This window comes from Paenibacillus sp. LS-5, from assembly GCF_056121505.1.
In genome coordinates this window covers 26,243-50,718 of sequence record NZ_JBWAVA010000016.1, presented here as the reverse complement: position 1 = coordinate 50,718, position 24,476 = coordinate 26,243, and the positions used below count along the sequence as shown (strand labels likewise).

At 52.8% G+C, this 24,476-nt stretch carries 29 protein-coding genes and 1 riboswitch; of the genes, 7 read left to right on the top strand and 22 right to left on the bottom strand.

Annotation, left to right across the window (positions count from 1 at the left end; genetic code table 11):
* Positions 1 to 35: 35 nt before the first annotated feature.
* The gene (locus AC0MA3_RS20585) at positions 36 to 758 is read right to left on the bottom strand and encodes an SDR family NAD(P)-dependent oxidoreductase (protein ID WP_474657548.1); all 723 of its coding nucleotides are present in this window, start codon (positions 756 to 758) and stop codon (positions 36 to 38) included.
* Positions 759 to 984: 226 nt separating this feature from the next.
* Here AC0MA3_RS20585 and ytxJ point away from each other — a divergent pair, with 226 nt between their 5' ends.
* From ytxJ to AC0MA3_RS20570, 3 genes are all read left to right on the top strand, one after another.
* A complete protein-coding gene (ytxJ, locus tag AC0MA3_RS20580) occupies positions 985 to 1,311 on the top strand; it encodes a bacillithiol system redox-active protein YtxJ (protein ID WP_474657547.1) in 327 nt (108 codons plus the stop codon).
* A complete protein-coding gene (locus tag AC0MA3_RS20575) occupies positions 1,308 to 1,547 on the top strand; it encodes a glutaredoxin family protein (protein ID WP_379158456.1) in 240 nt (79 codons plus the stop codon). The genes ytxJ and AC0MA3_RS20575 overlap by 4 nt, the downstream gene beginning before the upstream one ends.
* A gap of 306 nt (positions 1,548 to 1,853) precedes the next feature.
* Positions 1,854 to 2,023: riboswitch (cyclic di-AMP (ydaO/yuaA leader) on the top strand.
* A 169-nt stretch (positions 2,024 to 2,192) separates the two neighbouring features.
* On the top strand, positions 2,193 to 2,636 hold the full coding sequence (locus AC0MA3_RS20570; RefSeq protein WP_474657546.1) for a hypothetical protein: 444 nt from the start codon (positions 2,193 to 2,195) through the stop codon (positions 2,634 to 2,636).
* A gap of 78 nt (positions 2,637 to 2,714) precedes the next feature.
* On the opposite strand, the gene AC0MA3_RS20565 is transcribed toward AC0MA3_RS20570, so the two are convergent.
* From AC0MA3_RS20565 to AC0MA3_RS20500, 14 genes are all read right to left on the bottom strand, one after another.
* Positions 2,715 to 2,930: a hypothetical protein gene (locus AC0MA3_RS20565; RefSeq protein WP_474657545.1), complete on the bottom strand. Its 216-nt coding sequence runs from the start codon at positions 2,928 to 2,930 to the stop codon at positions 2,715 to 2,717.
* Between the two features lie 78 nt (positions 2,931 to 3,008).
* Positions 3,009 to 3,206: a hypothetical protein gene (locus AC0MA3_RS20560; protein ID WP_379158447.1), complete on the bottom strand. Its 198-nt coding sequence runs from the start codon at positions 3,204 to 3,206 to the stop codon at positions 3,009 to 3,011.
* Between the two features lie 34 nt (positions 3,207 to 3,240).
* Positions 3,241 to 4,560, bottom strand: a complete 1,320-nt coding sequence (locus AC0MA3_RS20555) for an ABC transporter permease (RefSeq protein WP_474657544.1) — start codon at positions 4,558 to 4,560, stop codon at positions 3,241 to 3,243.
* Complete coding sequence (locus AC0MA3_RS20550) at positions 4,553 to 5,455, bottom strand: ABC transporter ATP-binding protein (protein ID WP_379158441.1); 903 nt, start codon at positions 5,453 to 5,455, stop codon at positions 4,553 to 4,555. Before AC0MA3_RS20550 ends, AC0MA3_RS20555 begins: the two co-directional genes overlap by 8 nt.
* Positions 5,456 to 5,459: 4 nt before the next feature.
* Positions 5,460 to 6,392, bottom strand: a complete 933-nt coding sequence (locus tag AC0MA3_RS20545) for an ATP-binding cassette domain-containing protein (protein WP_474657543.1) — start codon at positions 6,390 to 6,392, stop codon at positions 5,460 to 5,462.
* 16 nt (positions 6,393 to 6,408) lie between these two features.
* A complete protein-coding gene (locus AC0MA3_RS20540) occupies positions 6,409 to 6,804 on the bottom strand; it encodes a GntR family transcriptional regulator (RefSeq protein ID WP_379158435.1) in 396 nt (131 codons plus the stop codon).
* A 60-nt stretch (positions 6,805 to 6,864) separates the two neighbouring features.
* Positions 6,865 to 7,593 carry a hypothetical protein gene (locus AC0MA3_RS20535; protein WP_379158432.1) on the bottom strand — a complete coding sequence of 243 codons (729 nt, stop codon included), beginning with the start codon at positions 7,591 to 7,593 and terminating at the stop codon, positions 6,865 to 6,867.
* 228 nt (positions 7,594 to 7,821) lie between these two features.
* Entirely contained in the window at positions 7,822 to 8,289 is a 468-nt protein-coding gene (locus tag AC0MA3_RS20530) for a DUF420 domain-containing protein (RefSeq protein WP_474657542.1), read from the bottom strand.
* 26 nt (positions 8,290 to 8,315) lie between these two features.
* Positions 8,316 to 9,242: a cytochrome c oxidase assembly factor CtaG gene (ctaG, locus tag AC0MA3_RS20525; RefSeq protein WP_474657541.1), complete on the bottom strand. Its 927-nt coding sequence runs from the start codon at positions 9,240 to 9,242 to the stop codon at positions 8,316 to 8,318.
* Between the two features lie 89 nt (positions 9,243 to 9,331).
* Complete coding sequence (locus AC0MA3_RS20520; protein WP_474657540.1) at positions 9,332 to 9,658, bottom strand: cytochrome C oxidase subunit IV family protein; 327 nt, start codon at positions 9,656 to 9,658, stop codon at positions 9,332 to 9,334.
* A 2-nt stretch (positions 9,659 to 9,660) separates the two neighbouring features.
* Complete coding sequence (locus AC0MA3_RS20515) at positions 9,661 to 10,287, bottom strand: cytochrome (ubi)quinol oxidase subunit III (RefSeq protein WP_379158420.1); 627 nt, start codon at positions 10,285 to 10,287, stop codon at positions 9,661 to 9,663.
* A gap of 6 nt (positions 10,288 to 10,293) precedes the next feature.
* Positions 10,294 to 12,132, bottom strand: a complete 1,839-nt coding sequence (gene ctaD, locus AC0MA3_RS20510; protein WP_379158763.1) for a cytochrome c oxidase subunit I — start codon at positions 12,130 to 12,132, stop codon at positions 10,294 to 10,296.
* 128 nt (positions 12,133 to 12,260) lie between these two features.
* On the bottom strand, positions 12,261 to 13,310 hold the full coding sequence (gene coxB, locus AC0MA3_RS20505; RefSeq protein ID WP_474657539.1) for a cytochrome c oxidase subunit II: 1,050 nt from the start codon (positions 13,308 to 13,310) through the stop codon (positions 12,261 to 12,263).
* Positions 13,311 to 13,714: 404 nt separating this feature from the next.
* Entirely contained in the window at positions 13,715 to 13,903 is a 189-nt protein-coding gene (locus tag AC0MA3_RS20500; protein ID WP_019913840.1) for a hypothetical protein, read from the bottom strand.
* Between the two features lie 588 nt (positions 13,904 to 14,491).
* On the opposite strand from AC0MA3_RS20500, the gene AC0MA3_RS20495 reads away from it, so the two are divergent.
* Positions 14,492 to 14,830 carry a DUF4870 domain-containing protein gene (locus AC0MA3_RS20495; RefSeq protein ID WP_474657538.1) on the top strand — a complete coding sequence of 113 codons (339 nt, stop codon included), beginning with the start codon at positions 14,492 to 14,494 and terminating at the stop codon, positions 14,828 to 14,830.
* On the opposite strand, the gene AC0MA3_RS20490 is transcribed toward AC0MA3_RS20495, so the two are convergent.
* A complete protein-coding gene (locus AC0MA3_RS20490; RefSeq protein ID WP_474657602.1) occupies positions 14,825 to 14,974 on the bottom strand; it encodes a hypothetical protein in 150 nt (49 codons plus the stop codon). The two genes, AC0MA3_RS20495 and AC0MA3_RS20490, sit on opposite strands and share 6 nt — an antisense overlap.
* Here AC0MA3_RS20490 and AC0MA3_RS20485 point away from each other — a divergent pair.
* The gene (locus tag AC0MA3_RS20485; protein WP_474657537.1) at positions 14,961 to 15,911 is read left to right on the top strand and encodes a diacylglycerol/lipid kinase family protein; all 951 of its coding nucleotides are present in this window, start codon (positions 14,961 to 14,963) and stop codon (positions 15,909 to 15,911) included. The genes AC0MA3_RS20490 and AC0MA3_RS20485 overlap by 14 nt on opposite strands.
* A 197-nt stretch (positions 15,912 to 16,108) precedes the next feature.
* Here AC0MA3_RS20485 and AC0MA3_RS20480 read toward each other — a convergent pair whose 3' ends face one another.
* From AC0MA3_RS20480 to AC0MA3_RS20465, 4 genes are read right to left on the bottom strand one after another with little or no spacing between them, the layout of a single operon-like run.
* Positions 16,109 to 16,702, bottom strand: a complete 594-nt coding sequence (locus tag AC0MA3_RS20480) for a xanthine phosphoribosyltransferase (protein ID WP_474657536.1) — start codon at positions 16,700 to 16,702, stop codon at positions 16,109 to 16,111.
* A 45-nt stretch (positions 16,703 to 16,747) separates the two neighbouring features.
* Positions 16,748 to 17,053: a hypothetical protein gene (locus AC0MA3_RS20475; protein WP_379158405.1), complete on the bottom strand. Its 306-nt coding sequence runs from the start codon at positions 17,051 to 17,053 to the stop codon at positions 16,748 to 16,750.
* Positions 17,054 to 17,092: 39 nt separating this feature from the next.
* Positions 17,093 to 17,956 (bottom strand): TrmB family transcriptional regulator, encoded by an 864-nt coding sequence (locus tag AC0MA3_RS20470; protein WP_379158402.1) that lies wholly within the window; start codon positions 17,954 to 17,956, stop codon positions 17,093 to 17,095.
* A gap of 35 nt (positions 17,957 to 17,991) precedes the next feature.
* Positions 17,992 to 18,768 (bottom strand): zinc ribbon domain-containing protein, encoded by a 777-nt coding sequence (locus AC0MA3_RS20465; protein ID WP_379158399.1) that lies wholly within the window; start codon positions 18,766 to 18,768, stop codon positions 17,992 to 17,994.
* Positions 18,769 to 18,986: 218 nt separating this feature from the next.
* Here AC0MA3_RS20465 and AC0MA3_RS20460 point away from each other — a divergent pair, with 218 nt between their 5' ends.
* Together AC0MA3_RS20460 and AC0MA3_RS20455 are read left to right on the top strand one after the other, a co-directional pair.
* Positions 18,987 to 19,361, top strand: a complete 375-nt coding sequence (locus AC0MA3_RS20460) for a hypothetical protein (protein WP_474657535.1) — start codon at positions 18,987 to 18,989, stop codon at positions 19,359 to 19,361.
* Positions 19,362 to 19,676: 315 nt separating this feature from the next.
* Positions 19,677 to 20,294: a GTP pyrophosphokinase gene (locus tag AC0MA3_RS20455; protein ID WP_474657598.1), complete on the top strand. Its 618-nt coding sequence runs from the start codon at positions 19,677 to 19,679 to the stop codon at positions 20,292 to 20,294.
* Between the two features lie 106 nt (positions 20,295 to 20,400).
* Here the strand turns inward: AC0MA3_RS20455 and AC0MA3_RS20450 are convergent, their stop codons facing one another.
* Positions 20,401 to 21,186 carry a hypothetical protein gene (locus AC0MA3_RS20450; RefSeq protein WP_474657534.1) on the bottom strand — a complete coding sequence of 262 codons (786 nt, stop codon included), beginning with the start codon at positions 21,184 to 21,186 and terminating at the stop codon, positions 20,401 to 20,403.
* Positions 21,187 to 21,217: 31 nt separating this feature from the next.
* Positions 21,218 to 24,307 carry a DEAD/DEAH box helicase gene (locus tag AC0MA3_RS20445; protein ID WP_379158391.1) on the bottom strand — a complete coding sequence of 1,030 codons (3,090 nt, stop codon included), beginning with the start codon at positions 24,305 to 24,307 and terminating at the stop codon, positions 21,218 to 21,220.
* Positions 24,308 to 24,476 lie beyond the last annotated feature (169 nt).

Below are 24,476 nucleotides of genomic sequence, written 5' to 3'. Positions count from 1 at the left end.
TTCATCCACGCCTTTCTTCTAAGTAAAAGTTGCTGTTACCAGGGCCAAGGGATTCCGTCCAGATCAAGAAAAGCCGGTTCCATGCCCATATGCGCCTTATGCTCCTGCACAATTCCCATGATTTTGCGGGCAGATTCTTCAGGGGTAACAGGAGCGGCCTTATTCTTGTCACAGTTCATACAGGACTGGAGCCAGCCTGGATGGAAGACCATCACCTGGCCGCCCATGACCCGCAAATGGTTGTGCAGCAGAGAAGACTGCATATTAAGCGCCGCCTTGGACATACAATAACCGTACATATTAATCCGCTGATTACGGCCAATGCTGCCAGCTTCGGAGGAGATGTTCACAATCAGTTTGTGCTTGCCCTGCAGCAGGAGCCCCATCAGCGAATTGCTGACCCGAAGAGCGCCAAGCGTATTCACATTATAAATGCGTGCCATCGCGGTGTCATTCATGTCTACCAGCATGGTGGCATCATCCGCACGATCAATAATTCCAGCATTGTTAATAATCATATCCAGATGCCCTGTGCATCCTGCAATGGTTCGTGCTGCACGCTTTACACTGTCACTGCTGCCGACATCCATCGGAACCAGAATTAACTGCCCCTTGTACTTAACTGCGAGTGCTTCCAGTGCTTCCGACTCCTCCATGTACCTCCCTGCAAACACCTTATAGTGATTCTCCAGCAGCCAGCGCACAAGGAAAAACCCGAGTCCCCGGTCAGCACCGGTAACACAAGCGACCTTTTTCATGGAATGGGTCACTCCCTTTTATTTGACATCAGTATACAGAAATCGCCAATTCCCTTCCACCTTAGCATGACAATTGTCATTTTACAACGTCCTCTGTTGGACTATCGGGCTATTCAGGGCCTGCTGAATCTTCTTTTTGATTTAATTTTGAACTATGTTACAATCAGGAATATCATTGCTAGCAACCGAATTGTTAGCAAAATAAACTGCCAGGAGCGTGACCTAAATGTCTATACAACAAATCCACAGTCTTGATGAATTGCATGAATACATTACCCAGCCCGGTAAAAAACTGCTCTTCAAGCACAGCACCACCTGCCCGATCAGCGCCAAGGCGAATGAAGAATTCCAGGCTTATGTCCAGAGCTCCGGCACTACCGCTGCTGTGGTTCATGTGATTGAAGACCGCCCGGTCTCCAACCAGATTGCCGAAGACTTCGGGATCAAGCATGAGTCTCCGCAAATCTTCCTGCTGGAAGATGGTGAGGTCCGCTGGAACACCTCCCACTGGAAAATCACCCGCGATGCCCTCAAGGAAGCTGTGAGCCAATGAGCCAGCCTGTGATCATTTATTCTACAGCCAACTGCAGTGACTGCAATCAGGTGAAGCAGCTGATGAAGGAGCAGGACATTCCTTTTGAAGTACGGGATGTAATGACCAGTACCGTTTATCAGGAAGAGGTTGAGAAGCTGGGCTTCATGGGCGTTCCTGTTACTGTATCTGGAGCACATGTCGTCAAAGGATTCAATCTGCCCGAGCTGAACAAGCTTATTGCAGCAGCCAAATAGATCAGATTCATTGGGCTAATTAGAGCAGCAAGATATCCGGGAGAAGTAGTCTCCCGGATATCTTTTTGTCTGGTGCATGAATGAATCCGCATTCATATCAGCGATTCCAAGCCTTATTATCCCCCAAATATAAAAACTGGCGTGCGAATGAGATAATGAGCCGATAAGTGGCAAGATATATGGTTTTACCTGTTTATTTCCTTTGAACTTTCCGATTTCAATGTGAAATTGACGGAACCACTCCCTTTTTCCCTTTTACAAAGATATTCCTGAAAGAGTATGATTCGTTTTGAACTTATTCATGGAAACCAATCAACGCTGAATTCCCGTCATACGGGAAACGGGGGAACCACCAGGCCAAAAGCCTACATGGGGTGAATCCAAAGGAGACTGCAGAGATGCGGCCTCACAAGGCAGGGCGACTCTCACCGCCCGAATCCGACAGCTAACCCCGTAAGCGTATAGAGAGAGAACTTGATCCGCCACGCTTTTGCGCCAGGTTTATTTGAACCTGTACGGAAGCCGCAGCAGAGGTCCTCCTCTGCTGCGGCTTTTTTGCGCAACATATTTGGGGAACGGGGCTTCGCCGGGGGAGCGGCTGGAAGCTGGGCGAACTGGTGTATCTAATCCGAGGAGGAAACTGGAATGGAATCGCGCACGGCGGCTTCCGCATCCGAATTTGCGGAATATGTTGAAAAGTACAGCGAAAATATCCTTACGCTCTGCAGTCTGCTGCTGGGACAGGGTTCTGAAGCGGAGACGGCTGCCGTGAAGAGCTTCACGGAGCTGTATGTGCCTTATCTGCGAAAAGGCTGCGGCCCGCAGAGCTTCTCCATTCTGGCCTACCGCGCATGCATCCGGTATTGCTCCCGGATTGCACAAGACCGCAAAGCCTGCCTTGCAGCCTGCCTGCCCTGGGAGGATCAGGTTGTGCATGCGCTCCGGTATGGCATGCGGCTCTCCTTAACGGAAATCAGTGAGATCCTCATGAAGAGCCTGCCTGAGCTTAAGGCGCAGCTCCGGCAAATGCGTGAACTGCTGGCGGCACATGAAGCTACACTGCCCACATCAAATTTATCTGCCGGATAAGATCGAATAGCATGCAGCATAGTGAATAGATATCATTCAAAAAAGCCGCGGCAACCTACCGCGGCTTCTGATTCGTTCTTATTCTTTTTTGCCCTTTTTGCTTCTTTTGTCTTTTGCACCATTGCCGCCCTTGGCAAATCTCAGGAATGCCATGCAGCATCCTAATAATCCTACACCAAGCAATAACGTCTGCAGCGCACCCAGCCAGGTTGAGCCTTCTGAATGAATTAGACTACTGATGATAATCAGCAGAATCGAAGCCGCAACCAGTAAGGGCGTTTGTCTTTTTTTCATCAACATTACCACTCCTTACTTACTAAGGTACACTATACAGCATGATTTCGCCAGATGAACGGATAACGGATGTCTGGCTTATTTCGCGTCTTTAAAGCCCTTGTTCTTAGCAAACGTCCAGATGGACAGCAGCATTATAGCTATCCCAGCTCCCGCCATTACTCCCTGTACAAAATCGCGCAGATTCGATCCGTCGGAAGAAATCAGCAAACTTCCGGAATTGAGCAGCATACCTGCAAACATCAATAACGCGAATGATTGTTTCTTTTTATCCATCCTGAACTCTCCTCACACAGTTAGTGGGTTCCACTCAAATCTTGTAAGCCTTCATCGCTTTTCTGATCTCCTTGATGCTTGGGCGTTTGCCGTACATCAGAACGCCTGTGCGGTAGATCTTGGCGGCGAGCCAGCCCAGTCCGAAGGTGGTCACGAGCAAGATGATGAGTGATACGGCAATCTCCCAGAACGCTACTTCCCCTATACCGATGCGCAGCAGCATGCTGAGCGGTGAGGTGATGGGCACAAAGCTCGCCACTTTGATAAGCATAGTATTAGGAGCTGAGATGCTAAACAACGGAATGTAGAAGGCCAAAAAGGTACACATCATTACCGGCATCACGGCCTGGCCCAGATCCTCCGTGCGGCTCACAATGGAGCCTACAGCAGCATACATCAGTGCATACAGGAAGAATCCAAGAATATACAGGATAAAACCGTATACCAGGATGCCATAATTCAATTGTCCAAGATCCAGGTCAAAATCAGTCAATATGCTGGCGTTATGCGGAAGCATCAGATTGATGGCGATACTTGCCGAGATAATAGCAATCTGCATCAGGCCGACCAGGAAGATCCCGATCACCTTGCCGAACATTTGCGTGAGCGGCGAAGCGCTGGTAATCAGAATTTCCATGATGCGGGAGCTTTTCTCTGAGGTTACTTCTGCCGAAATCATATTTCCAGTCATGGTAATCGACATAAAGAAGAGGATCAGAAGCACATAGACGATAACATAATTGATAGCTGGCTTCGATTTATCTGCTGCCGCCCCACCGTCTGTTCCATCCGTACTAAGCTGCTGGGTGCCGATGGACACCGGCGCGAACATCGCCGCTACCTGTTCCTGAGTCAGCTTATCACCGGCGATCAGCTGTGTATTGATCTGCTGCAGTGCACTCTGAAGGTAAGTCTGCACATCTCCATCCAGTTCCCCGTCCTTGCTGTGATAGGTGACTGGAGGCACGCCTTCCCCGCCTTTGGCATCAAAGGTAAGGTAGCCTTCGATGGTGTTGTCATCAATTCCCTTCTTCAGGGCAGCATCATCCGCCGAGGTAAAGGCCGTGAAAGCCACGGTGCCCTTATCTTTATCTTTATTTTTATCTGCATCCGCATCCGGATTCACAGGCGGCGCATATGCCAGCAAGAGCTCAGCGGTACGGTTCCCCTGTTCAGCCACAACACCGATCTGTGTGTTCTTGGCCCCATCATCCCCTTGGAATACCTTGATGAGATATGGCACGTTCATACCGATGCTGAGCAAGAGCACCAGAATCAATGTAGTAATCATGAAGGATTTGGTTCTGACTTTGTTCTTAAACGTAAAGCTGATAATTGTCCCCATCTTATTCATGAGATTCACCCACCGCTCTGATAAAGATTTGGTTCAAGGTTGGTTCCTTGATTTCAAAATGCTCAATTTCACTTACTGCCATCGCGTGCTGGAGAATACGCTGTGCTGCACCAATATCGCCGATGGAGAGCACATAACCCCGCTCCTGCTTCTGCACTGCGTTAACCCCAGGAATCTCATCCAGTCCGTTCACTTCTCCCACCGTCCGCAGGACAACCTCTTCGCGCGGGTACCCCTTCTTAATCTCACGAATGTCACCTTGCACTACTGTATTGGAGCGGTCAAGAATCGTGATATTTCGGCACAGCTCCTCAACATGCTCCATCCGGTGGGTGGAGAACAGAATGCTCGTACCTTGGTCACGCAATTCTTTTACGGTATCCTTAAGCAGCTCTACATTGACAGGGTCCAGACCGCTGAAGGCTTCGTCAAGGACGAGAATTTGCGGTTTGTGGACTACTGCGGCGATAAAGCCCATTTTTTGCTGATTGCCCTTGGAGAGCTCTTCAATCTTCTTATTGTAATAATCCGGAACCTCGAAACGGTCCAGCCAGAAGCGGAGGCTCTTATCCGCATCACTGGCCGACATACCGCGCAGCCGGGCCAGATAGATAATCTGATCACTCACTTTGACCTTCGGGTAGAGTCCGCGTTCCTCCGGGAGGTATCCCATCAGATGCTGTAGCTCATCACTGAACGTTTTACCGTTGTAGAGGATCTTTCCATCATCAGGGTAGATGAGTCCAAGCACCATGCGCATCGTCGTTGTTTTGCCGGCACCGTTGGCACCAAGCAGTCCATAAATTTCGCCTTGCTCTACCTTCAGGCTGATTCCGTTTACTGCGGTCTTCTCTCCATACTGCTTCACTACCTGTTCCAGCATCAAAGCTTCCATTCTTCTATTCTCCTCTCTCCTGGTCAATCAGAACGGGGCGATGCCCCTGTGTCCATAAGCCTAAGATCTCATCCAGCTCAAGCATCCGGCTCTTGATAACCTTTACGCCCAAATCCTGGATGCGTTTCTCATTTTGCTGTACTTGCGGGGTAATAAGTGATGCTACACCCGGTGTCTGCATTTCAAAGTGCAGTGCTCCCGTCAGCTCCTGCGCAAGCTCAGCCAGTTCCTCTTCAGTCTCCACCTGAACCCAAATTTCGCTCCAGGAGCCGAACAAGCTGTCCTTTTCAGCCATTCCGAGCAGGCTGCCTTGATGCATCAGCACAATATAATCCGCAAGCCGCCGCACTTCTTCCACAATATGAGTAGAGATCACAACGGTAGCACCGGTAACGTCCATGTACTTGCGCAGCGTCTCGATCATGACCTTCCAGGCGAAAGGGTCCAGCCCCGAAGAGGGCTCATCCAGCAGCAGCAACTGCGGGCGGGGTGCCAGTGCAGCGGCAATCTCGAACTTGCGGCGCTCTCCCTTGGACATCTTACCCAGCTTTGCACCCAGCGGTACTTCTAACTTCGCCAGCAGCTCCTCGAAATACTTCTGGTCCCAATCCGGATACCAGTGGCGGCGGAATTCAGCAGCCTCTCCGGCAGTCCAATATCTCTCTTCCACCTCCGTGGTTTCGGGCACGTAGGCCATGCGCTGGCGAAGTGCAAGCGGCAGGCCGTCCGCGTAAGGTTGCTCGAACCAGCGAATCTCCCCCTCATCGGGGAATGTCAGCTGCAGAAGCATTTGCAGCAGGGTGCTTTTGCCGGATCCATTCTGACCCACTAGTGCGGTAATATAACCTTGCGGGAGATTCAGATCAAGCGGTCCAATCGTCTTGCCCTTCCGTCGCTTCTTGCTTACATTACGAAGCTCTATGGCCTGCTGTACCATTGAACAACCCCACCTTTCAATCCTGTGATCCATATTTATGCTTCACAATTTCTCTGAACAGCTCCATTAGCTCCGCTTCAGAGCATTGCACCGACAGGCCGACATCCACAGCACTTTCCAGCGACTTACGGATAGCCTCCTTCTTGTATCCCTCCATCGCCCCTTCACCCACATGGGAGACAAAGGTACCTGTGCCCTGCCTGGTCCGCAGCAGACCCTCGTTCTCCAGATCCTGGTAGACACGGCGAACGGTGATTACACTGCATTTCAGATCACCGGCAAATTCCCGGATCGAAGGAAGAAGTGTACCCTCGGTGATGACTCCGCTGATAATCAGTGATTTGAGCTGGGTTTCGATCTGGTGGTACAACGGCTCCGCGCTATTCTCATTAATTTGTATCGGTATCCACATGATTCACACCCGCTTTCCACACTCCGGCCACCCGGAGATCCTCCTTGTGCTTCAGTCCCTTCATACGAGATCACGGCTCTTGAGCCGGTATAAGGTCCATTTGGAAAATAGCTGAACAGATACAGTTCCCAGCAGCAAAGTCGCCCACATCAGCGGGGAGGCAAAACCCCAATCCTCTGCAGATTGTAAGGTGTAGAGGAACAGGTTCCCTCCGAATTCCCCGATCAGGAGAGCCACACCCATGGATAGCAACGTAATGAGCATGAGTAGAAAGAAATAGATTTTACCGCTAACCAGCAATTCAATAAAAATGTACAGTCCCGACATCAAAAGCGCGAACCCCGTCCAAATGAGTGCAAAGGTGAGATAAGCGGTTATAGTCAGCTCGCTTCGAATCTGGCTGCTAGTAGCATAAATGAGACCGAAGAAGAGCATACCGTTCAGTGATAACGAGAACACAGCATGCAGCTTCCTCTTACACAGAATCACAGCAGCCGGGACCGGGAGACTCCGCATATAAGCGAGCATCCGGGTATACGAGTCCTCACTGAAATACTTCATCGTACGGCGGGAGAAGGTGAAGCCAAGCGTTGGAGTGATTGTCAGCAGCAGGATATCAGCCACCACCTTCCCATCTCCCGAATTCAGTACATCATCCAGAATCATTCCGCCAAATACGGACATATAGCCCATAAATACAATGGAGAAGACCAGAGTCCACAGCAGCTTTAGCTTATCAGCCCGGAAATCCCCCCGGACAATAACTAAGGCATCTTTTATCGTTGTCATCTCTTCAACCTCACTTTATGGTCTATAACGTGGTGTGCATCAATCATCATTTGAGTGTGCTTATTGTGTGCTTACTGTGTATATCTATATACACAGTATATGCCCTCTATTTTCCAGTGTCAACCCAAAATTATCCTTTCTTTTTCTTCGCAGAGACTGTGTATAGCAAAAAAGGCCTGTGCCCTGCACCCTTACGAAGGATGCAGCGACACAGGCCAATATCTTGTTTCAATTAAAACCCCAAATCGCTTCCCAGAAAGGTTTCGTATGTCCGCCCGGATAAAATATGTACAGCAGCACATATACCGCTACTCCTGTAATGGCTGTAATGAACCAGATCACCGCAGTCACTCTGCCCCATTTCCGGTGCTTGGCATATTGAGCCTTGAAGCCAAGAGTAAGCGTGGTAATCCCAAATACAGCCGCCACCGTTGCGAGCACAATATGAAAAACCAGAAAAACATGATACAAAAGCGACAGACTATCCGGACCGCCCCACGAAGTATTGCCTACAAATACCGTTCTTGACATATATACGATGAAAAACAGCGTTGCTGCGACAGCGGCGGCAATCATCGTCTTCTTGTGCGCCTCGCGTCTTCCTTTAATAATTAGTCTCCAGCCAATCGCTACCAGCACCGCACTGATTACGATGAATGATGTGCTGATCGTCGGAAACACTGTGAAAATATCCATGATTATCCTCCTCGGCGCTCTACCTGCTATACCCGGGTCAAAACACGCTCCTCCAGCTCGGAAGAAGGGGCGGAGAGTTCCGCATCGTCTTGCCCGTTCTCTTTTTTATACCAATGATAGAACACATAAGCAAGCATCGAGGCAAAAATAAATTCCTGGATGAACTTCATAGCGATCCCGCCCACCTGCTGATCTACCTTGGGTGAGAGCCAGCCGAAGAAGGCCGGACCGCCAAAAGTCTGCAGCAGTGCTGTAGGACTTCCAGACACACAGTACCCCATCGCCCGCGCCCAGGTCTGCGGATCACTGTAAGTGGCATATAGCGGCGCTCCAGCAAAAATAATCAGTCCGCAAGCCGGGGTCAGCAGCACCATGTTCAGAAAAATAAACCCGATCTGCCCCAGTCCGTTCAGGCCCCTCAGCTGCGGCAGCGGATTGATCAGGTTCCACCACATGAGTGCAGAAGTCAGGAACAGTACCGCATAGTAAATCCGATGCACAGCAAAATGCAGCATAACATAGTCATGAATTACAGGAATATGATAGAGCGAGAACAGGCCGTTGAACAAAAGTGCCGACACCACGGGCTGAGCCAAAAAGGATAGACGCCGCAGCGGGAATGGTAATGCCTTAAGCAGAGCCCGCCAGGCCCAGTCTGGAATGCCCAGCATGATCAGCGGTACCGCCACCAGATAGGACAAGGCCATGCTCACCATGTGAAAAGAGAACAAAATATGCCCCAGCAGACTGAGCGGCCCCCCCTGAGCCAGATACAGCGCCAGCATACCGATGACGAATGAGCTCCGCCGCCATAGCGGAACTGTGGATGAACCCGGAAAGCGCACGGCAAGGGGACCTATCCCTACAAAGTAGCCAGCCGACAGAAGCAGCATGACCGCAAAAAATAGCGGACTCCACAGTTCCGCAAAGCTGAAAGAGGATAATCCTGGCATGTCTCAGCCTCCTCGTACAGGATTTTTTGTTATTCAGCAACGTCCGCTCTCCTTATAGCAAAAAAAGGCGGCAGCGCCGCCCTGTTCCGTTAATCCCACCATACCCAGTACAGCGCCATCACGATGCAGGTTCCGGCAATAAAAAAGCCGCCCAGCATGAATATAATCGGCAGCAGGTGCCCTTTATCCTTGAGATGCATCCAGAAGCCCATCTGCAGAATAACCTGAAATACGGCCATCACCAGCAGCAGGATCACGGCAAATGTGGCATTGATCCCCCCGGCGGCTACAGCCGCAAAGGCGATTAGCGTCAGGACCACAGAGAGGATAAATACTACGATATGCCGCTGCGGCCCTTCATGCCGGTGACGGTGCTTCACCGCACCATCCGAAGTCGAATGCTGTTCTGTCGTCATGCTTACCCCACCTTTCCGAGCAGGTATACGACGGTAAAGATAAACACCCACACAACATCTATGAAATGCCAGTACATGGCGGACACATAGATTTTGGGTGCGGTTACGACCGTAAGCCCCTTGCGCGCCAGCTGTCCAATCAGTACAGAAATCCAGAGGATACCAAAAGCCACGTGGGCACCATGGAAGCCAACCAATGTATAAAATGCGGAGCTGAAGGCGCTCGTCGTCATGCCGAACTCCTCATGCCTTATATATGCGCTGAATTCGTAAATTTCGAGTACCAGAAAGCATAGTCCCAGAAGCACGGTAACCAGCAGCCAATTGCGCAGCAGCGCCGGTTTATTGCTGTGCATGGCCTGGATGGCAAACACACTGGTCAGACTGCTCACCAGCAGAAGGAAGGTTGCAGCCGCGACTAGCGGCAGGTGGAACAGTTCATTCGCCGAAGGGCCGTCATTGGTCTGATTGCGCAGCGCCAGGAATGTGGCAAATAATGTGCCGAACAGTACGGACTCTCCGCCCAGGAACAGCCAGAAGGCCAGCACCTTGTTACGTCCTTCCAACGTTGCTTTTTCAGGTTCGTGCGGAAGTGTCCCTGCCGCTGATTCAGCATGTGCTGTTGTCATGTGTGCTCACCTTCCTTCCAGCTCTTCAGGCTCGATATGCCAGCCGTGATCATCATAGAGGGACCGTACCAGCATCGACCCGAAGGTAATTAGCAGCCCTAAGCCCGTAACCAGATAATTATTGAATATAAAGCTCATGAATGCATTCCCGAAGTCATCACGGCTGAACATGAAGCCAAATCCGGCAATAAAGATGCCGACCGACATCAGGAACGGCAGGATCGTCGCCGATGGCATATGAATCGGACCGACTGGTTCGGCAGGTGTCATCGCTGTATGTCCAGAGGTTTTTTCCTTCCAGAAGGCATCCAGACCGCGTACCAGCGGTGTTTGCTTGAAATTGTATTCCGGCGGCGGCGAGGAAATAGTCCATTCCAGCGTGCGGCCGTCTTCCCATGGATCGTCCGGCGCATCCGCCGGTCTTCGGGAAGTAAGGAAGATATTCGTGAGGAAAATAAGCATTCCCACACCCATCAGTCCCGCACCGATTGTACTGATTAGATTCAGCAGGTCAAACTGCTGGTTCGGCAGATAGGTGAATACACGCCGCTGCATCCCCATAAGTCCCAAGAAATGCTGTACAAAGAAGGTAAGATGGAAGCCGATAATGAAGGTCCAGAAGGTCCATTTACCCAAGGTTTCACTCAGCATCCGTCCGAACATCTTCGGCCACCAATAGTGTAGTCCCGCGAACAGTCCGGATACCAGACCTCCGACAATAACATAATGGAAATGTGCAACGACAAAATACGTATCATGGAACTGGAAGTCTGCAGGCGCAGAGGCCAGCATAACCCCGGTTACGCCGCCCATCGTAAAGGTTGGAATAAAGCCGACAGCGAACAGATTAGGACTCGTAAAACGAACCTGACCACCCCATATGGTGAATAGCCAGTTGAAGATTTTGATCCCGGTCGGCACGGCAATCAGCATCGTTGATACCGAGAACAGCGCGTTCGCTACCGGGCCAAGGCCCGTTGTGAACATGTGATGCGCCCAGACCATGAAGCCCAGGAAGGCGATCAGAATTGTAGCGAAAACCATGGAGCTGTAACCGAACAGCCGCTTGCGCGCAAAGGTCGGAATAACCTCCGAAATAATCCCGAAGGCAGGAAGAATCAGAATATACACTTCAGGATGACCGAAGATCCAGAAGATATGCTGCCAGAGTACCGGGTTGCCGCCAGCCGAGGTCTCGAAGAAATTGGCACCGAGAATCCGGTCGAACGTGAGCAGCACCAGCCCTACTGTAATAGCGGGAAATGCAAACAGGATAATCGCTGAGGTGATGAAGCTGGCCCAGACGAACATCGGCATCCGCATGAAGGACATGCCCGGTGCGCGCATCGTAATGATGGTAGCCAGAAAGTTAATACCTCCGATCAGTGTTCCAAGACCGGCAATCTGCAGCCCGATAGTGTAAAAATCAACGCCATGCGTTCCACTGTACTGAATAGTGGATAACGGGGTATACGCGGTCCAGCCTGCATCAGGCGCCCCACCCATGATCCAGCTCAGGTTAAGCAGGACGCCGCCGAACAGGAAGGTCCAGAAGCCGAGTGAATTCAAAAAGGGAAAGGCTACATCGCGGGCACCGATCTGCAGCGGAATTACTGCATTCATCAGTGCGAAAATCACAGGCATGACGCCCAGGAAGATCATGGTTGTGCCATGCATAGTAATCAGTTCATTGAAGGTCTGGGCATCCAGAAAGGTATTCATCGGCTTGATGAGCTGGATACGGATCAGAATGGCCTCAAGTCCGCCGATTCCAAAAAATAAGCCTCCGGCCCACAGGTACAGAATCGCTATTTTTTTATGATCGACGGTAGTAATCCAGTCCATCAGTCCAGTATGACGCTTCACGCTGTGGCCATGTCTCAAAGGTGGTGATGGATTCAGGGACTGCGCTGCTTGAGCCAAGGTTCGTACCCCCTTTTCAGATATGCTGCTTCGATTGCAGGTTGTAAGCTCTAGTCCAGCGTATAGCCGGCCAAATACTCCGCAATTCCGTCTATCTCTTCATCGCTCAGGCCCATATCCTTCTTGGGGTCAGGCATCCTGTTGCCCGGCTTAACACCCTTGGTATCATGCAGCCAGGTCTTGAGATTCTCCAGCACCGGTGCGCCGTCCACACCTGTATCGTCATTCAGCAATATCCCGGCCACTGATTCGCGGGAACCAATCCCGGTCAGGTTCGGGGCACTCGACAGGTCCGGCATATCCCCTACTGCATGGCAGGTTAGGCACTGGGACTTGAACGTCTTCGCAAGGGCAGGATCTTCCGGCAGCACCGATGGAGCTTTCATGGAATTGACCCATTCCTTAAACGCCGCTTCGCTGACCGATTTCACCTTGAACTCCATGAATCCATGGGAAGGACCGCACAGCTCCGCACACTTGCCCCGGTAAACGCCTTCATTTGGAGCACTGAAGCTGAAGCGGTTCGTCGATCCGTCAGGGTTAGTGTCCATTTTGCCGGCGAGTGAGGGTACCCAGAAGGAATGCAGCACATCCTTCGTGCTGAGTTCAAAAGCGATATCCTTCCCGGAAGGAATCACCAGATCCTGCGCTGTGGTTACACCGTAATCGGTATACTCGAATTCCCACCAGTACTGGTGTCCTGTCACCTTAACATGTATCGCATTTTTGTCTTCCGAATGATCATTCCCGGCGGCAAACACCGCTTTCACCGTAGGGACGGCCAGCACAACTACGAGAATCAGTGGAATGACTGTCCAGAGCACTTCGAGCTTGAAGTTGCCTTCCACCTGCTCGGGCATTTCCCTCTGTTCCGGTTTACGGCGGAAACGGATCAGTACGTAGGCCGCTATAGAGAAGACGATCAGCAGCACAACGATCATGATGGTGATCGACAGCTTCATCAGATCGAACGAGCTTTCCGCCGCCGGTCCCTGCGGACGAAGCACCGACAGGTCCTCCCGCCCACATCCGGCAAGAATGAGTCCAAGCGCTGCGGTCATGGGGAGAAGCCGCTTTCCAGCCTGCCACGTTTTCATCATTGATCTACCCCGCTTTTCCCGAATTCGTAGTTTAGAGTATTATCCTGTCAATTATAACAATCACTATTAATATAAGTTTGAAGGGTTGTTTTGTCAATCGTTCACAACAAATTCACATATTGAATAAATCATCAGGAAGTGTTGTCCTTATTGATTTTAAAAGCGCTTTCACAAATTGATATATATCTGATATAATAAATAAAGCGCATTCATATCTAATTGTGTCTATTAATTCATTTGACTATTTTAGAAGAATTGTGACGCTACCTGTAATTGGACATACAAAAAAAACCGATTCCTGCGGCAGCAAGCCGCCCGGGCACGGTTTATGAGAATCCTCATGGATGTATTGCTTAATTCGATGTCTTTCGAGTAGCAGCAAGCTTAGAACCACTGTCCGAAGTTCAAGAGACGGATGAGTTCATTCTCACCAGTTCATGCTCCACGACCATAGTCAGCTCTTCTTCATAGCCTCCCGTAATCCGATACTTCCGGACGTACTCCTTCACAAATTTCTTGGGATCTTTGGGCCGGAAAATTCGTGTCATTTCCCGCAGACTTTCCTTAACTTCGTTATGACCTTTACTTGCCATGATCAGTTCCCTCCCAAAACATTGAAAATGAATGCTCCGATAGTAGAGAATGCATGATGAAAAGTTCGCCGTAACCTTGAATGCAAGTTCAGAAACCATACACATACGTGGCTTGCATTATCCGCCAATACCATCATTCCAAAATAGGAACTCCGTCTTGCCGGTGAAGCAGGTTCGTCGTGATTTGGGCTGAGAATAAGGATTGCCCAACAAAAGGGACCCCTTAGACACTTTAGTTACCCGAAGAGCCACTTGCTGAATCACTCCTTTCGGGCCTTATCGTTATATTGTATCATATTCCAGTCCAAGTTCCACCTTTCCATGTAAAATGTACAAATGGATTTTTTTTATTAATTTTACCTTCCCATGCAGAATGGGGGGGGAGATTATTGGACTAAATCATGATTCTCAGGCATTGACTGGTATGCACAGGCGTTTAGCTATATTAGTTATATCGGTGTTAACCGGCAATCCTCTTAGCTATTCCGGGCTGGCATCTACATACTTTGTACGAACCCCTCATAAGCTTGTAAGGAAGCAGGAATAGGGCAATTGCCCTATTCCACCAAGCCCGAGGAGAGTGAACTCTTGTCCCCTATCAAATCCTCCACCGGATTACCGGATCATATCGCTGCTGCCCTCTGTTACTTTTGTCCATTCCTTGGCGGGATTATTTTTCTCGCTCTTGAAAAACGCAGCCGCTACGTGCTGTTCCATGCGCTGCAGTCGCTGTTCGCCTTCGGTGCGCTGATGATTGCCCATGTGCTATGCGGGTTCATTCCGCTGCTGGGTTCCTTCCTCGCCGCCCTTATCTCCCTATGCTCGTTCGCGGTATGGCTGCTGATGATCTATCACGCACTAGGAGGAAGATGGTACAGGCTGCCCTGGGTGGGGGATATTGCAGAAAATCAGCTTCGCCAGCTATAACGGCGCCCAGGCTGCTTGCCTTAACGCCAGCGGGTCTTTGCTGATCCCCGCTAAAAAGATTCCCTTTTGCTCCACTCCTCCGTACAATGGAATCAGGACATACAGGAATCTGCAGGCTGGAGGAACATTCATGTATTTATTCATTATAAATCCCCGCTCCGGAGGAGGGGCAGGACGACGGACCTGGCATGCCGTGGAGGCTATGCTTCAGGCTCGCGGAACCGCTTACGAAGCACTGTTCACGCAAAGCGCGGACAGTGCGGAATCCCAGGTTCTGCACGCGCTCGTGCACCGCGAGGACTGGCGCGCCGCTATCGTGATCGGCGGCGACGGCACGATTCACAGCGTGCTGGGCGCACTGCGGCGCAGAGGTGTAGCGCTGGCGGTGATCCCCGCCGGCTCCGGCAACGACACGGCCAGGGGCTTCGGCATCCCGCTGGCCCCAGAGGCCGCGCTGGACGCCGCGCTGCAGGACCGCTGCCTGACAGCGGACCTGCTGTCAGGCGAGGACGGTCTGACGCTGACCGCCGTGGCCAGCGGGTTTGACGCCCAGGTGGCCGTCAATGTGAACCGCAGCCGCTACAAGCGGCTGTGCAACGCCATCGGAGCCGGCCAACTGGCTTATCTCATCGGCATTGTGCATACGCTGATGACCTTCAAGCCCTGCCGCGTCAGCGTGACCTGCGACGGTAAAGAGCAGGCCTTCGAGACAGCGTGGCTTGTCTCGATCTGCAACCTGCCCAGCTACGGCGGCGGGCTCCTGATCTGCCCGCAGGCGAAGGCCGATGACGGCCTGCTAGACGTCTGCGTCGTGCACGGGATCAGCCGCGGGCAATTGCTGCGGCTGTTCCCGACGGTCACAAAGGGCAAGCATACTGCGCTGCCCTACGTGACCATGCTGCGCGGACGCAGCGTAGCCGTCCGCTTTGACGAGCCTCGCGAGGCTATCGGCGACGGCGAGGGTCTGGGCACGGCGCCGCTCGCCGTGCGCTGTGAGCCGGGCGCGCTGCGCGTGCTCTCGCCGCTGGCCGCAGCGCAGGCCGCCGATGGCGAAGCTAGCTCCTGCACCGCGAGCGGTTAAGCGGGTACGGCTGCGCAGCGACACCCAGCCGCACCCGTCAAGCGGATGGCGCTACGAACCACGGGTACTCCGTAGCATTGCAGCTTCTATGCTTAACAAACAAACGAACCCTATTCCACGGTAAAGTGGCGATAGGGTTCGTATTGGTTTGTTGCTATTTATGCAGTATTGGTATGGTTTGATCATCCGCAAATACCTCAGTCCGAGAGCTCTGCATCCTCTTCTACAAAAGTGATGACACCCTCATCCAGCGAAGCAATGCGCACGAGCGATTCCACGCGGTAGCCGGCTTCCTTAAGCAGGCGGTTGCCGGGCTGAAATGCTTTTTCGATCACGATGCCGATTCCGACCACGGTTCCGCCTGCCTGCTCAACGATCCGGGCCAGCCCGAAGGCAGCCTCACCATTGGCCAGAAAATCATCTACGATGAGTACCCGCTCACCTGGAGTGATGAATTTTTTGGAAACCGTGATTTCATTACTTTCTTTTTTCGTAAACGAATATACTTTTTCCACGAATATATCTTCCGTCAGGGTCAGGGACTTCTGCTTGCGGGCAAAAATCAGCGGGACTTCAAGCTCCAGTGCAGTCATAATGCCAGGCGCAATCCCGGAGGATTCGATGGTCAGCACCTTCGTCACTTCTTCCCCTGCGAAACGGCGGGTAAACTCGCGGCCAACCTCCCGCATCAGAAACGGGTCCATCTGGTGATTCAGAAAAGAATCCACCTTGAGCACACCCTGTCCGAGAACAATTCCTTCACTGATGACCTTTTGCCTCAACAACTTCATCTGTGCTCCTCCTTCTCTCATCCCTTGGACCCGTATTCTTATGACTTACAGCCCCGTAGGCTTCTGCGGTAGCAGGTTCCCAACAATCGACTTCAGATCATGATCCTCTTTGCTGTCCGTCTGTCCATTATCAAAGCTGGTGATACGGATCTCCGAGTAGGTTTCTCCGGGATTTACAGGCTTGAAGATCAGCTTCTCACGGTCATCCAGCCGCACATCAAATTTCATGTCCTTGAACATGTCTACCAGCTCTTTCTCTCCGGGGATCTGTCCCTCGTCCAGAAATAGAAGGCCTCGCAGCGACTTGGGACCTTCCGCATGATTTACCTCAAAATGAACGATACACTCCATGCTTTTCACCTCCCTAAGCTAATATCTCCGCAGGGTCTGCTAATCGGAATCATCCTCCGACCGTATTTCCCCCGCTACCTGCTCTGCAGGCAAATCCATTTCTTCTTCACCATCCTGGTCATGCAGTACATATTTACCGAAAATGCGGCTGTAACGTTCACCATAACGTCTGGTCAGTTCCGTCCCCATATCTTCTTCCAGTTCAAATAGCACCATTTCCTGTGTAAAGTGGTTCAGCAGAAGCTCCACCAGCACCGGATGCTCTGTGACCACCGCTTGCGCGGACCCATCCTCATAGCGCATGCCCAGCATGCACCAACCCCTGTCGATCACAAAAGAAAACTTGCGTCCTCCGCTTCCCGGCAGCTTCCCGCCAAGCGGGGGCCAGGCCGGATAGGGAGCAGGAACCGAATTACCGCCGTCAAAAGCCCACAGCAGCTTCACTCCGCGCAGTTCCGCCTGCTCAAGCTCCTTGCGCAGCAGCGAAGCCTCCTCGCGCCATACATCGACTACGATCTCCTGCCGGGCGAGATTCAGCTGGCGGATCAGGGCCCCCATCACATTGCGGTCTCCCTCGACATTGTAAAAGGACGGGCTTACCGGCCCGCCGCGGGGCATTTCACTTTCCATATAAGCCAGCGATGCCTGTACCCGGCCGGAAATCATTGTCGCCAGCTCCTCTGGGTCCAGTACGCTGTAGCGTGCCGGTTCCCCTTCACCGCATCTTACATATCCTTGCTGAGTCAGGCGCTGCAGCGCCGCATATACGTTGGATCTGGATACTCCGAGTTGTTTGGCGACTTCGTAACCCGAAGCCTGGCCTTTGGTGGCCAGCTCGATCATGATCTTGGACTCCATCTCCGTGAAACCCAAATTGCGCAGATGCAGCAGCAACTGTTCCATCTATGTTGTCCCCCTAAGCTGTCTGTGACTCCTGTCTATATTTGCTCTGAACCGCAGCGCGGGCACCACATGGAACCCTTGGGCAGATCGGCCCGGCAAATCTGGCATTTCACGATGTCACGCACACCACTGTCTTCGCTGACCGCCGCTTCTTCCGGTTCACTCGCCTTCCAGTCCCGGATTCGGCGGTCCAGCTCAAGCTGCCGTTCGCGTTCACGCTCTAGTTCATCGGCTTCACGGCGGCTGCGTTCCTCATTCTGGACATTTCCGGCATAGTTCTCCAGAGGGAGCTCTTCCTCTTCATGAAGCACCTCCGTATACACAGCGCGTTGTTCGTGTCTCATCGCGAGTTCTTTCTCTTCTTCCGTCAATTCATCCTCGCCGTAGTATTCATCCTCTTCCTCTTCGTGCTCATGAACGGTATGTACGTTCACTGCCGCCGCTTCTTTTCGAGGGGAGGGTTCCTCCAGTTTGCGTCCGCAGTGCGGGCAGAAATTAGCATCCAGGGCGACTACATGGCCGCAGGCGCAGAGCCGTTCATTCTTCAGCTCGGCAATCCGTGCACGCAGCTCGTCGATCTGCTCCTGATACTTGAAGCAGCCCCGCGAGAGTTCCACCATTTTGCCTTCTGCCACTGACATATCCCTTGAACGGAAGCCATCGTAGAAAAGCTTGCCCATTTTCATGAATTCCATTTCCATCTCGCGTTCGATATCCGATATTTGACCATTCAGCTTACCGATCTCCACCGAGCTTTGCGCTTTTTCGCTCACCCGGCTGGCACCGTCCTTAATCCGTTGCAAAAAATTCATTATAAGTTCCTCCTTCTCCAGAGTGAGAACAGGGCTGATTGCAGCCTCGTATAGTGTAGTTAACCCTTTACGCTCCTTGCAGAAGCGGAATTGTCCTTCTATCATACCAAATGTCCAGGCCAGATTCATTATTTGTCATCCTGTGTATAATACTAAGTGAAAATAGCTTCTCTGTCCTTTACCGTGTCGAACCTTACCTTATGATGGAGGGATTATACTTGAATGGCGATGACAAGAAACGCTATTTCGTGTCCGTGACTCACGGCCTCATTCAGGATGTGCGCAATGACTCTGGTGAATATGAAGTTCTGCTTACCGCAGAAGAGCTGACAGGGCTTCAGGACATCCTTAACGGGCTGGCCAAGGAGGATGAGTATGCCTTCCGGCGTGCTTTCGTACCCTATAAATCAGCAGATCACGATGAAGCCATTAACCAGTTCGACGATCAGACCATCCGGGTATTCCAGTACCTTCACCGTTACGGCACTGCAGAGACCCGTCAGACGATAGAACAGCTGCATGTTCTGCCGAAGCTTGACAATACCGGCTATGAGGATAAAGGCTATGGCGGAGGCTCGCCTACCAACAAATAACTACGCGCCCGCCTAAAACTTTATGTGTGCTAATACGCGGATGACGCCAAAATGTTTCTGCATAACTGGCCACGGGCTGCTATTCTCTAATTTCAGGACAGGGATTCTCCGGCATTCTGCCAGAGGGACCGTGTCTTTTTTTTGCTTCAAGGGCTCTATATGGGTTAAAATATAATCAGGAACCAGTCACAAATAATATAAACCGGGAGAGTCTCAGTGGAAGAAAATGATAGTACGCAGGTTACGCTGAATCAGTTGCAGGTACATGTCAAGGATTTGAAGAAGTGGCAGACGAGCGAGGATTTCGCCAAGCAGATGGAAAGCTTCAAAGCACTGCCGGCACTCTACCGCCATGCGCTGAATGAGCTTGAGAATAAAATTGATATCATTAAGACAGAATGGCAGGTGCGCGACGGCTTCAGTCCGATCGAGCATATCAAGTGCCGGATCAAGGAGCCTAAGAGCATCCTGCAGAAGATGGAACGCAAAGGGCATGAATTCACGCTGGACAACATGGAACAGCACATTCATGATATTGCCGGCATGCGGATTGTCTGCGCCTTCGTGAAGGATATCTACCGTCTGGTCGATCATCTGTGTGCGCGCGAAGATATGCGGGTGCTGGAGATCAAGGATTATATTGCCCACCCCAAACCCAATGGTTATCAAAGCCTGCATCTCATTGTGGCTATGCCGCTGGTGCTGCTGGATGGAACCCGCTGGGTAAAGGCCGAAATACAGCTACGCACACTTGCCATGGATTTCTGGGCCAGCATGGAGCATATCCTATATTATAAATTCGACAAGCAGCTCCCTCCGCATGTTGCTGAAGAATTGAAGGAAGCGGCCCGCGCCGCCGATGAACTGGACCAGAAAATGCTCCGCCTCCGCAGGGAGATTCTGGAGCTGGCGGAAGGCCCCTCCACGAATTAAACTCTCTGTTTACACACAATACGCTCTTATCTCTTCTAAAAAAAGGCAGCATATGAACAGCGGTAACCTGTTCATATGCTGCCTTTCATTCATTTCAGCATCACTGTTACATCTTGCTTAGACCGGCTGCCCGGCGGGCTGCGGCGTCAGCCACTTCCCGCATGATCAGCGCCAGCCCTTCGGTCGCTCTGGGGGTCTGTGGAAGAAGAGACTTCCAATCCTCCGTAGGTACGGCTACCACCGGGGATACCGGAAACGGGCGGGCGGCGATTTCGTGAAACAGCGGCCCCGGCTGGTGAAGCGAGCCCTCGGCAGCAGCTTCGGCCAGCCATTCTCCTGAGGTGACCGCAGGACCTTTGCGCTCCAGCCGGGCAAGCTCCGCCGCCAGCGTACCAGAAGCGTCAGGAAGCGCCGCTTCTTCATCTTCAGTGCCTGCTTCGGCCCACAAGGCAAATACGCCTGCCAGCAGCTCTTCCTTACCCAGGCCTCGCAGCGACAAAGCCAGCAGCGGTTCTTCGCTCAGCCGCTGTGTCAGCAGGGTCTGCAGCTGCGCTCTGTCTGCAGCCCCGGGCTCTTGCTCGAAGACCGCAGAGGCAAGCTCATCCTCTGCCGGAAGCAGACCCAGCCCGGCAAGTCTTACGCTAAGCTCTCCTTGCAGAAGCCCGTACAGCTCTCCCGGATGCTCCGCCAGTTCTTGCAGAACCGCCCTTTTCTGTTCAGCCGTCCATGGCGGAACTTCCAAAGAAAGAACTGCTGCGGCTTCCGGCTCCTGAACGGCCGCCGCCGCTTTTCGCATACTCTTTACTTCTGGTGTTGTCCCGGACTTTTGAAGACTTCTTGCCTTTACCATACCAGGCTGAACGTCCAGCCGCAGTTCAAGTCCTCCGCTCATTGCTCATTCCTCCTTCATTCCGTCCTTCCCGCTACATCCAGTCCTGTCCCTGCAGCTCGATGAGCTCTTTAAGCTCATGATTCGACATCTCGGTCAGCCAGTTCTCGCCTGAGCCGACGACCTGCTCTGAAAGGCTTTTTTTGCGTTCAATCAACTCATCAATTCTCTCTTCAAGCGTTCCCTGGCAGATCAGCTTATGCACCTGCACATTCTTGTGCTGCCCTATCCGAAAAGCCCGGTCGGTTGCCTGATTCTCCACTGCCGGATTCCACCAGCGGTCATAATGCAGCACGTGGTTGGCCCGGGTCAGATTAAGCCCTACACCTCCGGCTTTGAGCGAGAGGACGAAGAAGGCAGGGCCTTCCCCCTCTTGAAAAGCATGCACCATTTCATCGCGCTCCCGCTTGGGAACCCCGCCATGCAGAAAGAGCGGAGCTTTACCATACCTTCTCGCCAGCCTGCTGACCAGAAGTTCGCCCATCGCCACATATTGGGTAAAGATAAGCGCAGATTCTCCTAGCTCGGCGATACTGTCCAGCACCTCGAACATGATATCCATCTTCCCGGATGCCTCACTGCGTTGTCCCCGCCCCTCATCCTTGCGGAACAGCTGCGGATGATCACAGATCTGCTTCAGCTTGGTCAGGGAAGACAGCACCAGCCCCCGGCGGGCCATGCCCGAGCGTTCTCCGATTACGCCAAGCATCTCATTGACGACTCCCTGATACAGGGCTGCCTGAGTTTCCGTGAGCGTGCAATACTGCTTCAGCTCCAGCTTCTCCGGCAGATCCTTGGAGATATCCGGATCACTCTTCAGGCGCCGTAGCAGGAAAGGCGATACCAGTCGGTGAAGCTCACGCAGCCGGTCCCCGCCTTCAGCGGAAACATAACGCTGGCGGAACGAATGATATGTCCCCAGGTATCCTGGATTCAGGAAATGAAAGATGGACCACAGCTCACCCAGCCTGTTCTCCACCGGTGTGCCCGTCATGGCAATGCGGTGCGGCGCCGACAGCTTCATTACACTCTGCGCCTGCTTGGTACGATGATTTTTGATGTACTGCGCCTCGTCCAGGACAACCGTCGACCACCTCACACCTGCCAGATCCTCACTATCCCGTCCCGCGAGATGATAAGTGGTCAGGACGATTTCGTGACTGTATGCAAGCTCTGCAAAACCTTCACCGCGAATCCGGCGACCTCCATGATGAATGTGCACCCGCAGGGAAGGCGCGAAGCGCTGAAGTTCCCGCTGCCAGTTCCCCAGCAGTGAGGTGGGGCACAGAATCAGCACAGGCTCATGTTTTTGTTCAGGCTGCGCTGTGAGCGCACGGTCCAGCAAACAGGTAATGACCTGCACCGTCTTCCCCAGACCCATGTCATCCGCAAGACAGACACCGAACCCCAGCCCGCTTAGCGAGGTCAGCCACTGAAACCCGCGTTCCTGATACGGTCTTAGCGTTCCGTGCAAGGCAGGAGGGACCGGACGCAGCGGGAGATGCCGCAGCATGTCTCCCTGCATAAGCGAAGCCAGCAGGCCGGAAGTTTCCATTCCGGTCACCGACATCCCCTTCCACAGCCGTTCCTCACCGGCTTCGGCTTCCAGACGCATCCAGTCCGCCGCCGACATCTCTCCGCTCTCATTACGCTTCATATACCTGAGCACCTGGCGGAGCTCCTTCGGATCGATCTCAATCCATTCTCCGCGGAAGCGAACAAAAGGTATTCCCGCTTCCACCAATGCGTTCAGCTCGTCCTCGCTGACATCCGAATCTCCCAGCGAAGCTTCGATCCGGAAGGAAATCAGCTGCTCCATACCCAGCGCTGCCTGGGCGGGTCCGTCGTTTCCGCCAGCCGGAGGCTGCATCTTCATCTTCATTCCAATCCGCCGCCGGCCCTCACGGCTCCAGCGGGATGGCATTTGCACAGTAATTCCCCGCTCCCGCAGCGGCTGTACACTTTCCTTCAAGAACAAATAGAGCTGTTCCGGCGTAAGCCCCACACTATCCGGGGCAGGTGTAGCCAAGGCCCTCTGAATATCCGGAGACAACTTGCCTGCCCGGCCTAGCGCAGACAGCAGCTGCTGCTGAATATTGCGGTACCGCTTGCCCCAGAGGGTGAATTCACGTTCACGGCTGCCCCAGATAGCCGCGGCCGGAAGCCAGAAATCGCCTTCCTCGCGGTTTTCCACCCAGAAGGACAGGCGCCACTCTTCATTCTCGTCTGCAGGCGGCTCCAGACGAAGCCCCAGACTCAGCTGTCCGCTGCGCGCTTCCTCCGTCTCTGCGTGCGGAACTTCATTGCCGGCAGTCCCATTCACTGCAGCCAGAAGCTCCTTCACTTCGGCCTGTGTGCCCTGTACCGGAATATCCCGGCTGCCTGTGAGCAGGCTGTTCCACCACAGCTCTGTCAAAGGGGAATAGCCGCGCCGGTAGTTCGCTTTGTACGGTGCAAGCTTCCCTTCGTTCTGCGCAACAACCCGCTTGATCTCGGCAGTCATTACCGACTGCAGGAAGGAATAGAGCACGTACGCTCCGGCATCTTCACGGGAAGACAGGTCGCCCTCCTCTGCCACATGCGTTCCGAGTGCCAGCACCGGCATGGACGCCGCCATTTGCAGGAACAGTTCCTTGTCTGCTTCCTGCCGGAATGCCGGAGACCAGGCAGCCGATGCTGCTTGCTCTCCTCCCCGGCGGCGCGAGCCTATGGGCCGCGGCGGCAGCGCACCCGGCACAATACCGCCTGTGCCCATCAGTTCCAGCGCGAACCGGGCGGCGGCGGCCCAGTAACGCAGCTCACCGCCAGGTTCCAGGCCCTGGCTGCGGCAAAGTTGCTCGTCCCAAGCGAGCAGCAGCTCGAACGCGTCCTTGGGCGCGAGGGAGAGCCCCTCGAGCGTCCGGCCCGGTAAACCGCGCCGTCCCGTTTTCCCTTCCACAGAGGCGGCAACGGGATATTTCACTTCCGTGAGCCTCAGCGCAGCACCCGCAAAAGGACGCCAGCCGCTCCGGAGCTCCAGCCGTTTGACCACACGCGTCCATGCGTCTACCTTGGGCTCCGAGGTTTCGCCGGAGAAGCAGAAAAATACGTCCCCTAACCATATTGCATACAGATGCTTAATCATTGATGATCTCCATTCTTTTTGAGCAAACAGAAAGAGCCAGTCCGTCTCCCTAAGGACAACGAAACTGAATCCTTCTCCGCAAGAAATATAGTTACAGGTAAACCGGTGAGTCTGAAGGAACGGCTCCCGGATTGCCAGCTGTTTTTTTCTTCATCCCTTCATCTTATAC